The sequence below is a fragment of the Rhodopseudomonas sp. RCAM05734 genome (genome assembly GCF_052658035.1).
The window spans coordinates 3,265,032-3,278,435 of sequence record NZ_CP199742.1; the positions used below are offsets into that span (position 1 = coordinate 3,265,032).

The window sequence follows — 13,404 nt, forward strand, 5'->3', positions numbered from 1 at the left end:
TGATGGTGGCCTGCCGCAGCCGCGCGATGCTTGCGCCAATGCTGCAAACGGGCGCAATCTGCCTTCAAATTCCCGAATCCCTTCAGGAGACGCTCCGCTCATGTCCATCGCGATTCCAGCCCTGAGCCGCCGCCTGCGCCCGCTGCTGACGGCGCTGTGCCTTGGCACGTCCGTCGCGGCGTTCACCGCACCGGCCTTTGCGCGCGGTCCTGACGGGATCGCCGACGTCGCCGAGAAGGTGATCGATGCGGTCGTCAATATCTCCACTACCCAGACCATCGAGGCCAAGGGCGGCGGCGACAAGAGCGACAGCGGTCGCGGTGCGATGCCGCAATTGCCGCCCGGTTCGCCGTTCGAGGAGTTCTTCGACGATTTCTTCAAGAACCGTCGCGGCGGTCCCGGCGGCGACAAGAATGGCGGCATGCAGCCGCGCAAGACCAATTCGCTCGGCTCCGGCTTCATCATCGACACCTCCGGCGTCGTGGTCACCAACAACCACGTCATCGCCGATGCCGACGAGATCAACGTCATCCTCAACGACGGCACCAAGATCAAGGCGACGCTGGTCGGCGTCGACAAGAAGACCGACCTTGCGGTGCTGAAGTTCACGCCGCCCAAGCCGCTGACCGCGGTGAAGTTCGGCGATTCCGAAAAACTGCGGCTCGGCGAATGGGTGATCGCCATCGGCAACCCGTTCTCGCTCGGCGGCACCGTCACCGCGGGCATCGTTTCGGCGCGCAACCGCGACATCAATTCCGGGCCCTATGACAGCTACATCCAGACCGACGCCTCGATCAACCGCGGCAATTCCGGCGGCCCGCTGTTCAACCTCGACGGCGAAGTCATTGGCGTCAACACACTGATCATCTCGCCGTCCGGCGGCTCCATCGGCATCGGCTTCGCCGTGCCGTCGAAGACCGTGGTCGGTGTGGTCGACTCGTTGCGCCAGTTCGGCGAGCTGCGTCGCGGCTGGCTCGGCGTCCGCATCCAGCAGGTCACCGACGAGATCGCCGAAAGCCTGAACATCAAGCCGGCGCGCGGTGCGCTGATCGCCGGCGTTGAGGACAAGGGGCCGGCAAAACCCGCCGGCATCGAGCCCGGCGATGTGGTGATCAAGTTCGACGGCAAGGACATCAAGGAGCCCAAGGACCTGTCGCGCGTGGTGGCTGACACCGCGGTCGGCAAGGCTGTCGATGTGGTGATCATCCGCAAGGGCAAGGAAGAGACCAAGCAGGTCACGCTGGGCCGTCTCGACGACGGCGAGAAGGCGCAGCCGGCCTCGGTGAAATCCGCACCGGAAGCCGAGAAGCCCGCGACCCAGAAGGCGCTCGGCCTCGACATCACCGGCCTCAGCAAGGACATGCGCGCCAAGTACAAGATCAAGGACAGTGTCAAGGGCGTGGTGGTCACCTCGGTGGATGCCGGCTCCGACGCCGCCGAGAAGCGCCTGGCCGCCGGCGACGTCATCGTCGAGGTCGCGCAGGAGGCGGTCAGCAATCCCGCCGACGTCAAGAAGCGCGTCGATGCGCTCAAGAAGGACGGCAAGAAGTCGGTGCTGCTGCTGGTGTCGAACGCCGAAGGTGAGCTGCGCTTTGTCGCGCTGAGCGTGCAGTAGGGGCCGTGCGCGCGTTGGCTCTTCTTACCCTCCCCCTCAAGGGGAGGGTAAAGATGCGCGTGCTGTCGCGCAGAACTGATTCAATTGTCAAACAGCCAAGTGCTCTCGTTCTCGCGGCGCATGATGCGTCCGAGGTGTGAGCAGTCCTCCCCTCCGGACATGAGGGGAGCGGCGCGCCGGCAGGCGCGGTTGTGGTGGTTGGGCGCGATCCGCACCGCCGTCGCAACGGCGAAGCAGGTCGCGGCGCCTGCGGGCGCGCCACCGCGGGGTTTATGGCAAGGGGACCGTGCTTCCGGGCTGGCACGTGAACTCCCTTTGGGAGCCACTCCGGCGGGATTTCGCCCGCCTTTCGCCATCCGCGTCCAGCCACTCAAGGCAGAGCCCCCGTAGTAGGGCCCGGACGGTGACCCCAGCCTCCCGGGATGCGCTTGCGAGGCGCATGCGCGGGACACCGCATCCTCCTCCACTCTCAAGGCGCCTCATGACAGCGCCCCTCGTTGAGCAGGGCGGAGGGATTATTAGTCCAAATTAGGATAATAGTCAATAGCGCTAATGAAGAGATTTGCCTTGTTCGCGCGTCCCAGCTTCCGTTTCCCGGACGCGCTGCGGCATGGCGATGCGCAGCATCGCATGCTGCTGCGCAGATCCGGGATCGTACCAGGGCGCCGATTGGGACGGCCCCGGATCTGCGAAGCACCACGCCGCAAGGCGGCGTAGTGCATCGCGTCCGGGGAACGGGCCAGCGCATTGCAATCGACGTGGTGCACCGCGTCCGGGGAACGAAGCCGTGCTCAGCGTTACCCGCCGACGAACTCGCTGCGCTTAAAACCCTGCGCATAAAGCAGCGCGCTGAGGTCGCCGAAATCGATGCGGCCGTGGGCGGCGGCGGCGACCGCCGGCTTGGCGTGGTAGGCGATGCCGAGGCCGGCCGACTGGATCATCGCCAGATCGTTGGCGCCGTCGCCGACCACCAGCGTGTCGATGTCGTCGACATCGAAGGATTCGCGCAGGTCAACCAGCGTGGCGAGTTTTGCGGCGCGGCCGAGGATCGGTTCGGCCACTTCGCCGGTCAGCTTGCCGTCGTTGACCAGCAATTCATTGGCGCGGTTTTCCTGAAACCCGATCAGTTCGGCAATCTTGCGCGAGAACAGGGTGAAGCCGCCGGAGACGAGGCAGGTATAGGCACCGTGCGCGCGCATGGTCTGCACCAGTTCGCGGCCGCCGGAATTCAGCGTGATGCGGCTGGCCAGCACCTCGTCGACGACGCCGACCGGCAGGCCCTTGAGCAGCGCCACGCGCTCGCGCAGCGCCGGTTCGAATTCGATCTCGCCGCGCATCGCGCGTTCGGTGATGGCCGCGACATGGGCCTTGAGCCCGGCGAAGTCGGCGAGCTCGTCGATGCATTCCTGGCCGATCATGGTGGAGTCCATGTCGGCCAGAAAAAGCTTCTTGCGCCGCGAGGCGGCAGGCTGCACGACGATGTCGATGGGCTGGTCGCCGCGCGACGCGCGCAGCCGCTCGGCGATCGCCAGCATGTCGTCGTCGCTGGCAAAGAAGATGTCGGCGGCGACGCCGTCGAACAGCCACTCGGCGTGGTTCGGACCCGGCAGCGCCGCGCGCGCGCCGTCCAGCACCGTGCTATCGAGGGCGGGATTGGCGGGATGGCAGATGAGCGTCGCAACGAGAGACATGGTGAATTCCGGGAGTGAGCGCAGAGCGCTGCTTATCGCAGGGCCGACCGCCAGCGGCAAGTCGGCGCTGGCGCTGCGCCTCGCGCAGGCGCACGATGGCGTGATCATCAATACCGACTCCATGCAGATCTATCGCGACCTGCGCATACTCACCGCCCGTCCGACGGCTGACGAGGAGGCGATGGCGCCGCATCGGCTTTATGGCACCGTCGACGCCGCGGTGAACTTTTCGGCCGGCGCATGGGTCGCCGAGGCCGCGCAGGTTTTGGCCGAGGTGCGCGCGCAAAATCGGCTGCCGATCTTCACCGGTGGCTCCGGGCTTTACTTCAAGGCGCTCACCGTCGGGCTGTCCGACGTGCCGCCGATTGCGGCGGAGGTCCGCGAGGACGTTCGCATGCGGCTCGAGCGCGACGGGCCGGAGGCGCTGCACATGGCGCTCAGCTTGCGCGATCCCGCATCGGCACAACGCCTCAATCCGCGCGACCGCAGCCGCGTGGCGCGGGCGCTGGAAGTGGTGGAGGCCACCGGGCGTTCGCTCACCGATTGGCATGCCGATGCGATGCCGCCGCTGCTGCCGCCGGATAGTTTTACGGCGGTGTTCCTGACGCCGGAGCGCGATGAGCTCTATGCGCGGATCGATGCGCGCTTTGATGTGATGCTGAGGGCAGGGGCGCTCGATGAAGTCGCCGCGCTGGCTGCGCGAAACCTCGATCCGCTGCTGCCGGCGATGAAGGCCCACGGCGTGCCGGCGCTGATCAGACATCTGCGCGGAGAACTCCCGCTGGAAGAAGCAGCCGTGATCGGCCGCGCCGATACCAGGCACTACGCCAAGCGGCAGTTCACCTGGTTCCGGCACCAACTGCCGCAGTTCGAATGGGTGACGCCGGAGGAGGCGGTGGGGAAGCTGGCGGGACCGTTGCACGAAGACCCATAGAGTGGTACATTAGCTCATCCGGGAGGTCCGGAATGATCGTGGGTTTTCGCGACGCATGGCTGCGGGCTTTCTTCGTAGACGATGTCCGCTTCCGGAATATTCCGGCAGACATCGAAAGCCGGCTGTTTCGTAAATTGCAGATGATCGATGACGCGACGACCGATCAGGATTTGCGCGTTCCGCCCAGCAATCATTTCGAGAAGCTGCGGGGCAGGCTGAGCGGCTTTCATTCGATTCGCATCAACGACCAATGGCGGCTGATCTTCCGGTGGGGCGGCCAGGGTGAAGCGTCGGACATCTATCTGGACGATCACAGCTACCGATGAGGCGACACATGGTGATGACCAAGCGCAAGCCGGCGACGGTCGGCGAAATACTGGTAGAGGAATTCATGCAACCCCTTGGGCTGACGCAGGCGGCGTTGGCCAAGGCGATGGGCGTCCAGCGCAAGCATGTGAACGAACTGTGCAACAACCGTCGCAATGTGACAGCGGCGACGGCGCTCATTCTGGCGCGCGTTTTCGGCAATGGCCCGGACTTCTGGCTGAACGTGCAGCGCCGCAACGACCTCTGGGAGGCGATGCACTCGCCGCAAGACCTTGCGCGGATCGAACGTGCGACGCCGTTGGTGAACGCGGCGTAGCGTTATGCGTGCGTTGCTGCGCGACCTGGGCAGGCTCGTGGTTCGAGACGGCGCTTCGCGCCCTCTCACCATAAGGGCGGCGATGGTCGGGCCGCGTTGCCGGCCCTACCGGGCGCAGGGCTGCCCGCCCCATTTTGCGCTCGCCGAACCCAAAAGACCCGGCTACGCTGCCAATTGGCGCGATATTGGCAACTTCGCTTGACTTCCGGCTTTGGCCAGCTATGTATTGCGCAACCTTTGGGATGCTGTGACGACAATATGCGCAACAAAATTACCAATCTTCTTATTCTCGTCGTAGCCAGGCGCACCGCCGGGGCTGGCTGAGGCCATCCCGCTACGGACGGTGCGCTGAGGGCCTTCACGGGGCCCTTTTTTATTTCCGAAACGATCTGCCAAAACGATCTGCCAAGCCGCGCCACAAGGCGCATCCGGAGCCAGCCAATGACCACCGCGAGCGATAACAAGCCTCACGATCCCAACCAGATGACCGGCGCCGCGATGATCGTCCGCGCGCTCGCCGACCACGGCGTCAAGCACATCTTCGGCTATCCCGGCGGTGCGGTGCTGCCGATCTATGACGAGATCTTCCAGCAGAGCGAGGTCGAGCACATCCTGGTGCGCCACGAGCAGGGCGCCGGACACGCCGCCGAGGGCTATGCGCGTTCCACCGGCCTGCCGGGCGTGGTGCTGGTGACCTCGGGGCCGGGCGCCACCAACATGGTGACACCGCTGGCCGACGCGCTGATGGATTCTATCCCGATGGTGTGCATCACCGGGCAGGTGCCGACGCATCTGATCGGCAACGACGCGTTCCAGGAATGCGACACCGTCGGCATCACGCGCCCCTGCACCAAGCACAACTGGCTGGTGCGCGACGTCAAGGACCTCGCCAAGGTGCTGCACGAGGCGTTCTACGTCGCCACCACCGGCCGGCCAGGTCCGGTCGTGGTCGATGTGCCCAAGGACGTTCAGTTCGCCACCGGCACCTATCACCCGCCGCGCAAGTCCGACGTGCACATCTCCTATTCGCCGCGGGTCAAGGGCGACGCCACGCAGATCCGCAAGGCGGTGGCGCTGCTGGCCGGTGCCAAGCGGCCGGTGATCTATTCCGGCGGCGGCGTGATCAATTCGGGCCTCTCGGCCTCGAAGCTGCTGCGCGAACTGGTGGAGGTCACCGGCTTTCCGATTACCTCGACGCTGATGGGGCTCGGCGCCTATCCGGCGTCGGGGCCGAACTGGCTCGGCATGCTCGGCATGCACGGCACCTACGAGGCCAACATGGCGATGCATGACTGCGACGTCATGCTGTGCGTCGGTGCGCGCTTCGATGACCGCATCACCGGCCGCACCGATGCGTTCTCGCCGAACTCCAAGAAGATCCACATCGACATCGATCCGTCGTCGATCAACAAGAACATCCGCGTCGACGTGCCGATCATCGGCGACTGCGGCAATGTGCTGGGCGACATCCTGCAGGTGTTCAAGGCCGAGGCGAAGAAGCCGGACACCAGGGCGTGGTGGAAGGACATCGCCGGCTGGCGGGCGCGCAATTCGCTGGCCTACAAGAAGAACAACGACGTGATCCTGCCGCAGTTCGCGATCCAGCGGCTGTTCGAGGCGACCAAGAATCTCGACACCTACATCACCACCGAGGTCGGTCAGCACCAGATGTGGGCGGCGCAGTTCTACGGCTTCGAGGAGCCGCATCGCTGGATGACCTCCGGCGGGTTGGGCACCATGGGCTACGGCCTGCCGGCGGCGCTCGGCGTGCAGGTCGCGCATCCGGATTCGCTGGTGATCGATATCGCCGGCGACGCCTCGGTGCAGATGACCATGCAGGAAATGTCGGCGGCGGTGCAGCACCGGCTGCCGATCAAGATCTTCATCCTGAACAACCAGTACATGGGCATGGTGCGGCAGTGGCAGCAGCTGCTGCACGGCAACCGGCTGTCGCATTCCTACTCCGAGGCACTGCCGGACTTCGTCAAGCTGGCGGAGGCCTATGGCGGCGTCGGCTTCCAGTGCAGCAAGCCGGGCGATCTCGACGGCGCCATCCACGAGATGATCAAGGTGAAGAAGCCGGTGCTGTTCGACTGCCGCGTGGCCAACCTGGAAAACTGCTTCCCGATGATCCCGTCGGGCAAGGCGCACAACGAGATGCTGTTGCCCGCCGAAGCCAACGACGAAGCCACCGCACTCGCCTTCGCCGGCGGCGGCGCGCTGGTGTGATATTCCACGGCTGTCGTCGCCCGGCCTGCGCGCAATTGCGCGCCTGGACCGGGCGACCCAGTAATCTCCGACGGTGGTGTCTATCATCGGCAGCGTCGGTTACTGGATCCCCGCTTTCGCGGGGATGACGAGACTGAGATGAGTTGAACTGATTGAGATCGACGAGGACGACAATGGAACAGCCCGCCTCCGCCTACTTCATGGAAGAGCGCCAAGACCCCAACGAGACCCACACGCTGTCCGTGCTGGTGCAGAACGAACCCGGAGTGCTGGCGCGGGTCATCGGCCTGTTCTCCGGCCGCGGCTACAACATCGAGAGCCTTACGGTCTCGGAGACAGAGAGCCAGAAGCACGTCTCGCGCATCACCATCGTCACCACGGGCACGCCGATGGTGATCCAGCAGATCAAGCACCAGCTCGACCGCATGATCCCGGTCTACCGCGTGGTCGACATGACCACCTCGGGCCGCTCAATCGAGCGCGAACTGGCGATGGTCAAGTTGCGCGGCACCGGCGATCACCGCGTCGAGGCGCTGCGGCTGGCGGAAGCGTTTCGCGCCCGGGTGATCGACGCGACCATCGAGAGCTTTGTGTTCGAGATCACCGGCAATTCGCAGAAGATCACCCAGTTCATCGATCTGATGCGGCCGCTCGGCCTGGTCGAGGTGGCCCGCACCGGCGTCGCCGCCATCGGCCGCGGCCCCGAGGGGATGTGACACTCGGCCCAACAGCAACATCATGAAACCGCTGGACATCGCCCTCGCCACCCTGGTGGCCGTGATCTGGGGTGTTGGCTTCGTGCTGACACGGCTGGCGCTCGACGAGATGTCGTCGACGTTGCTGACCGTGTTGCGCTTTGCCATCACCGCGCTGCCGTGCCTGGTGCTGCCGCGGCCCCGGATGTCGTGGCAGCCGGTGGTGGCGATCAGCTGGCTCCTGGTGAGCCAGTTCCTGGCGCAGACCTATGGCATCGCCCACGGCGTGCCGGCCGGGCTGACCGCGGTGATCGTGCAGAGCCAGGCGCTGTTCACGGTGGCCCTCGCCGCGCTGTTCCTGCGCGAACTGCCGACGCGCTGGCAGGTGGCCGGCATCGGCATCGCAAGTTGCGGCCTGCTGCTGATCTGTTTCACCGTCGGTTACGATTTCAGCGTGTTCGCCTTCGCGGTGCTGATGACCGCGCCGCTCAGCTTCGCCCTGTCCAATCTGCTGCTGCGCCGCGCCCGCGGCGTGCCGATGCTCGACCTGTTCGCCTGGATCGGCCTCGCGGGGCTGGCGCCGCTGTTGACCGTGCTGCTGTTCGTCGACGGTCCGCGCGTCACCTGGCTGGCCCTGACGCATATCTCGCTCGGCGGTGCCGCCTGCGTGCTGGCGCTGGCGGTGATCGGCAGCACGCTGGGCTACTGGATCTGGGGCCGGCTGTTGCACGACTACTCCGCGGCGCAGGTGGTGCCGTTCGCGCTGCTGGTGCCGTTCGTCGGCGCCGGCGCGTCGGCGCTGGTGTTCGGCGAGCAGTTCGGTCCGTTGCGGCTGGCCGGCATGATCGTCGTGGTGTGCGGCATCGCGGTGATGCTGCTGTCGCCGCGGCCGCCGGTTCTCGTGGAAGTGAGCTAATGGCCGTGTCCCAGCCATTGCTGATCGCCTTCGTGGTGTTCGCCGCCGTGATGTTCTTCACGCCGGGCCCGAACAACATCATGCTGCTGGCGTCGGGCTTGAATTTCGGCTTCCGCCGTACGCTGCCGCACATGGCCGGCGTGACCTTCGGCTTCGCCTTCATGATCGCGGTCACCGGGCTCGGACTTGGCGCGGTGTTCACCACTTACCCATGGCTACAGACGGTGCTGAAATATGCCGGCGCGGCCTATCTGGTCTATCTCGCAGTTGCGATAGGAATGGCCGGCCCGCCCGATCCCGGCGCGGTCGAGCAGCGCCGGCCGATGACGTTCTTCGGCGCGGCGCTGTTTCAATGGATCAACATCAAGGGCTGGGTGATGGCGATCGGCACCATCACCGCCTATGCGGCAATTGCCCGCTATCCGTGGAACGTGGTGGTGCAGGTGGCGCTGTCGCTGCTGCTCGGCCTCGGCTCCACGGTGAGCTGGGCGCTGGCCGGCACTGCGCTGCAATCGCTGGTAAAATCGCCCGCCGCCGTGCGCGTCTTCAACGTCACCATGGCCGTGCTGCTGCTGGCCTCGCTGTATCCGGTGCTGCACGAGCCATGAGCCGGATACATCGCACAAATCACCGTCGCGGGCTTGTCTCGCGGCTTTCGTCGCCCTAGAAACCGGCGGCAATTCATGGTCAGCGGCCGTTCGGCCTCTGACCGCTTCGAGCAGGCAACGCGACAGATAGTTGCCGAATAAAGGAACGACCCATGCGAGTTTATTACGATCGCGACGCCGACCTGAACCTGATCAAGGGCAAGAAGGTCTGCATCGTCGGCTACGGCAGCCAGGGCCACGCCCACGCGCTGAACCTGAAGGATTCCGGCGTCAAGGACGTGGCGATCGCGCTGCGCAAGGGCTCGACCTCGGCGCAGAAGGCCGAGGCCGCCGGCTTCAAGGTGATGGAAGTCGCCGAGGCCGCCAAGTGGGCCGACATCATGATGATGCTGACCCCCGACGAATTGCAGGGCGACATCTATCGCGAGCACATGCACGACAACATGAAGAACGGCGCGGCGCTGGTGTTCGCCCACGGTCTCAACGTGCACTTCAACCTGCTCGATCCGCGCGCCGATCTCGACGTGCTGATGATCGCGCCGAAGGGCCCGGGCCACACCGTGCGTTCGGAATATCAGCGCGGCGGCGGCGTGCCCTGCCTGATCGCGATCCACAAGGATGCCTCGGGCAACGCCCATGACCTTGGCCTGTCCTACGCTTCCGCCATCGGCGGCGGTCGTGCGGGCATCATCGAGACCTCGTTCAAGGAGGAATGCGAGACCGACCTGTTCGGCGAGCAGGTGGTTCTGTGCGGCGGCCTGGTCGAACTGATCAAAGGCGGCTTCGAAACGCTGGTGGAAGCCGGCTACGCGCCGGAGATGGCGTACTTCGAGTGCCTGCACGAAGTGAAGCTGATCGTCGACCTGATCTATGAAGGCGGCATCGCCAACATGAACTACTCGATCTCCAACACCGCGGAATACGGCGAATACGTCACCGGCCCGCGCATCGTCACCTCGGAGACCAAGGCCGAGATGAAGCGCGTGCTCGAGGACATCCAGGCCGGCAAGTTCGCCCGCGACTGGATGCTCGAGAACAAGGTCAACCAGACCTCGTTCAAGGCGACCCGCGCCAAGATGGCCAGCCACCAGATCGAGGAAGTCGGCGCCAAGCTGCGCGACATGATGCCCTGGATCAAGAAGGGCGCTCTGGTCGACAAGACCAAGAACTAAGATTTACAGCAACGGCTTGGTCGCCAGATAGCAACCGAGCAGCAAGAGCCCACCAAAGAAGGCCCGGCGGAACACTGCCGGGCCTATTTTGTTGCGCAACGCCTGGCCGAGAAACATGCCGCCGAGCGCGGGCGCCAAAGCGATCAGCGATGCGCCTGCTATCTCGGGCGACATGTCGCCGGTGGCGGCGATCGCCGGCGCCAGCGCGATGGTCGAGGTCAGGAACGACAGGCCCAGCGCCTGCACCAGCATGGCGCGCGACAGACCGAGGGCCTGCAGATAGGGCACTGCGGGGACCACGAAGACGCCGGTGCCCACCGTGACCAGCCCGGTCAGCACGCCGACCAGGGGGCCGGCCCAGCGCTCCGCGACAGGCGACACCTGCAGGTGCACGGCCGACAGGCCGATCAGCGCATAGACCGCCAGGATGATGCCGAGCGCGATGACGGCCCAGCGCGAGGTCCCGGCGGGCAGTGCCAGCGCGCCGAACAGCGTTCCCAGCACAATGCCGGCGAGCGTCGGCCACAGACGCCTGACCAGGGCCATCACCGGCTCGCCGATGGCCAGCTGCCAGATGTTGGTGACGAGGTTCGGGATCACCAGCAACGCTGCGGCCTGCAACGGCGTCATGATGAGGCCGAGCAGCCCGACCGAGATCGTCGGCAATCCAAGTCCGATCACGCCCTTGACGAAGCCGGCGAGGAGCAACACGGCGCCGCAGATGATCCAGATGCTGATGTCGAAGGTCATGGCGGGGTCTCCCGATGCGATTTGGAGACCCTTAATAGGGGGCGGGCTGCCGGGATGCTTCGGCCGCGGACGAAGCATGGGGCTGCACCGGCCGGGGCGACAAAGCGGGCGCCGCCCGGTCAGGAACGGCCGGACCGGAAGCCGTATTTGATCCAGATCCGCGATATCGCCAGATTCCGGCGCGACCGGTCGTCCGACCATGGCCGCCAATGGGTGGGCGCGATGTCCAGTCTCTTCCGGGTCGATACGCCGGTCCAAGCCTCGCCGTTCCAGCGGCAGGCCACGACCAGGGTCCGAACTCCACTGTCGTCGATGACCGACACTTCCACCGGCAGTCCCACGGGAGCAATGGAGACGGGAAGCCACCTGTCGGGACCATGCATGGAATGAAGCGTTGCCATGTCGCTTCAATAGAGTTGGGCTATCTGCGGGCTTTGATCTGGATCAATCCAGAGGCAGGCAGCGACCCGGTGCCGATGCGTGGCTTGTGCAGCGGCTGCGGACCACGGCAGAATACGGGGCAGGGCGTGTTGCCCGGCAAGCGACATAGCGGGGACCCATGCGATCTGTCGTCATCACCGGCGCTTCCACCGGCATCGGCCATGCCAGCGCGAAGCTGCTCATCGAACGCGGGTTTCGGGTGTTCGGCAGCGTCCGCAAGCCGACCGATGCCGCGCGGCTGCAGGCCGAGTTCGGCGCCAATTTCGTGCCGCTGCTGTTCGATGTCACCGACGAGGCGGCGGTGAATGCCGCCGCCGCCGTGGTGCGCGCCGAACTGGAGGGCACGACGCTAGCCGGCCTCGTCAACAATGCCGGCATCGCGGTGTCCGGCCCCTTGCTCGAACTGCCGGTGGCCGACTTCCGCCGCCAGATCGAGGTCAATGTGATGGGCCCGGTGATATCAACCAAGGCGTTCGCGCCGCTGCTCGGCGCCGATCCCGCCCTGACCGGGCCGCGCGGCCGCATCGTAATGATCAGTTCGGTGGCCGGCACCAACGGCAATCCGCTGATGTCGCCCTACAGCACCTCGAAACACGCGCTGGAGGGCCTGTCGGAAAGCCTGCGCCGGGAATTCATGCTGTTCGGCATCGACGTCATTGTCATCGCGCCCGGGGCGGTGAAGACGCCGATCTGGGACAAGGCCGAGGACATCGACATGGCCCGCTGGGCAAAATCGCCGTTCCTCCCCGTGCTGGAGCGGCTGCGCGGCGCCATGAAGACGCTGGCGGCCACTGGCCTGCCTGCCGAGACCATCGCCACGCTTGTGTACGACGCGCTGACGCTGCCGAAGCCGCCCGTGCGCACCCAGATCTCGCCGGAGCCGTTCCGCATGCTGATGATGCGGATCCTGCCGAAGCGGCTGCTCGACGGCATCATCGCCAAGCGGCTGGGACTGCTTCCCCGGGCTGAGGGCTAGTCGGACGTGCGGCTTGCAGCTGCCGTATCGTTGGGAACGCGCAGGCGCCGCGATTGCAGAGTCGCGGCAATCCTCAGTGTCATCACCGCTAGCAGCGGCAGCAGGAACCAGACGTAGTTCGGCATTTGCGGAACGCGCATGCCGAAGCTGATCATGAACTGGACCCAGAGATAGTAGATGCCGGATGTGTGCAGGATGCGCCAGGCGCGTGGACCCAGAATCGTCGCGGTCCGGTCGAAAGACGTGATCGTCATGGCGATGATGAAAGCGTAGCCGATGCTGCCGAAAATCAACGAGGCCGGCGAGGTGGCCTCCATGAACAGGGGCGGCGCCATGACCGCGAAGCAGATGATCGCAACGGCGTGAATGCCGTGCGAGATGGCGAAACTCACCCCGATATAGCGCCGATTGCGTCGCAGCCAGTGCGTGCCCGCCGCCGGCCACAGCCGCGCCAGGGATGAGGTAGCAAAGGCCAGACAGAACAGCAGCAGCGAGCTGCGTGCGGTGAACCGGACCACCATCCGGACGCCCTCGACCTCGAACTGCTGCATGGCGCCGATCCACAGGCTGAGGCCGGCGAGTACCAGCGCCAGCAGGCTGACCAGCCGCCATCCCTCAACCCAGTTGTGACGACGCTCGGCCATGGCAGACTCCTCGTTGCGGAACCAATGTAATCGGCAGTTACATATCGGTGGGGCGTCGTCGTCAATTGTGTATGCAGTGCTTACATTCAC

General features: G+C 65.4%; 13 protein-coding genes. 10 read left to right on the top strand and 3 right to left on the bottom strand.

The window, feature by feature from the left end; all coding sequences use genetic code 11:
* Positions 1-100: 100 nt before the first annotated feature.
* Positions 101-1,615: a Do family serine endopeptidase gene (locus ACUXVA_RS15400; RefSeq protein ID WP_445493098.1), complete on the top strand. Its 1,515-nt coding sequence runs from the start codon at positions 101-103 to the stop codon at positions 1,613-1,615.
* Positions 1,616-2,412: 797 nt separating this feature from the next.
* Here the strand turns inward: ACUXVA_RS15400 and serB are convergent.
* Positions 2,413-3,306 (bottom strand): phosphoserine phosphatase SerB, encoded by an 894-nt coding sequence (gene serB / locus ACUXVA_RS15405; protein ID WP_445493100.1) that lies wholly within the window; start codon positions 3,304-3,306, stop codon positions 2,413-2,415.
* Between serB and miaA the strand changes: the two genes are divergently transcribed.
* From miaA to ilvC, 8 genes are all read left to right on the top strand, one after another.
* Positions 3,284-4,240 carry a tRNA (adenosine(37)-N6)-dimethylallyltransferase MiaA gene (miaA, locus tag ACUXVA_RS15410; protein ID WP_265079520.1) on the top strand — a complete coding sequence of 319 codons (957 nt, stop codon included), beginning with the start codon at positions 3,284-3,286 and terminating at the stop codon, positions 4,238-4,240. The genes serB and miaA overlap by 23 nt on opposite strands.
* Positions 4,241-4,272: 32 nt before the next feature.
* Entirely contained in the window at positions 4,273-4,566 is a 294-nt protein-coding gene (locus ACUXVA_RS15415; RefSeq protein WP_445493102.1) for a type II toxin-antitoxin system RelE/ParE family toxin, read from the top strand.
* Positions 4,567-4,574: 8 nt separating this feature from the next.
* Positions 4,575-4,883, top strand: a complete 309-nt coding sequence (locus ACUXVA_RS15420; protein WP_445493105.1) for a HigA family addiction module antitoxin — start codon at positions 4,575-4,577, stop codon at positions 4,881-4,883.
* A 441-nt stretch (positions 4,884-5,324) separates the two neighbouring features.
* The gene (locus ACUXVA_RS15425; RefSeq protein ID WP_445493107.1) at positions 5,325-7,112 is read left to right on the top strand and encodes an acetolactate synthase 3 large subunit; all 1,788 of its coding nucleotides are present in this window, start codon (positions 5,325-5,327) and stop codon (positions 7,110-7,112) included.
* Between the two features lie 173 nt (positions 7,113-7,285).
* Positions 7,286-7,828, top strand: coding sequence for an acetolactate synthase small subunit (ilvN, locus tag ACUXVA_RS15430; RefSeq protein ID WP_445493109.1), 543 nt, complete (start codon positions 7,286-7,288; stop codon positions 7,826-7,828).
* Between the two features lie 22 nt (positions 7,829-7,850).
* A complete protein-coding gene (locus tag ACUXVA_RS15435; protein WP_445493111.1) occupies positions 7,851-8,723 on the top strand; it encodes an EamA family transporter in 873 nt (290 codons plus the stop codon).
* 5 nt (positions 8,724-8,728) lie between these two features.
* Positions 8,729-9,331, top strand: coding sequence for a LysE family translocator (locus tag ACUXVA_RS15440; RefSeq protein ID WP_265083782.1), 603 nt, complete (start codon positions 8,729-8,731; stop codon positions 9,329-9,331).
* 152 nt (positions 9,332-9,483) lie between these two features.
* The gene (gene ilvC, locus ACUXVA_RS15445; protein ID WP_265079515.1) at positions 9,484-10,503 is read left to right on the top strand and encodes a ketol-acid reductoisomerase; all 1,020 of its coding nucleotides are present in this window, start codon (positions 9,484-9,486) and stop codon (positions 10,501-10,503) included.
* Between the two features lie 3 nt (positions 10,504-10,506).
* On the opposite strand, the gene ACUXVA_RS15450 is transcribed toward ilvC, so the two are convergent.
* The gene (locus tag ACUXVA_RS15450) at positions 10,507-11,253 is read right to left on the bottom strand and encodes a sulfite exporter TauE/SafE family protein (protein WP_445493114.1); all 747 of its coding nucleotides are present in this window, start codon (positions 11,251-11,253) and stop codon (positions 10,507-10,509) included.
* Between the two features lie 559 nt (positions 11,254-11,812).
* On the opposite strand from ACUXVA_RS15450, the gene ACUXVA_RS15455 reads away from it, so the two are divergent.
* Positions 11,813-12,670 carry an SDR family NAD(P)-dependent oxidoreductase gene (locus tag ACUXVA_RS15455; RefSeq protein WP_265079514.1) on the top strand — a complete coding sequence of 286 codons (858 nt, stop codon included), beginning with the start codon at positions 11,813-11,815 and terminating at the stop codon, positions 12,668-12,670.
* Here ACUXVA_RS15455 and ACUXVA_RS15460 read toward each other — a convergent pair.
* On the bottom strand, positions 12,667-13,314 hold the full coding sequence (locus ACUXVA_RS15460; RefSeq protein WP_445493116.1) for a hypothetical protein: 648 nt from the start codon (positions 13,312-13,314) through the stop codon (positions 12,667-12,669). The genes ACUXVA_RS15455 and ACUXVA_RS15460 overlap by 4 nt on opposite strands.
* Positions 13,315-13,404 lie beyond the last annotated feature (90 nt).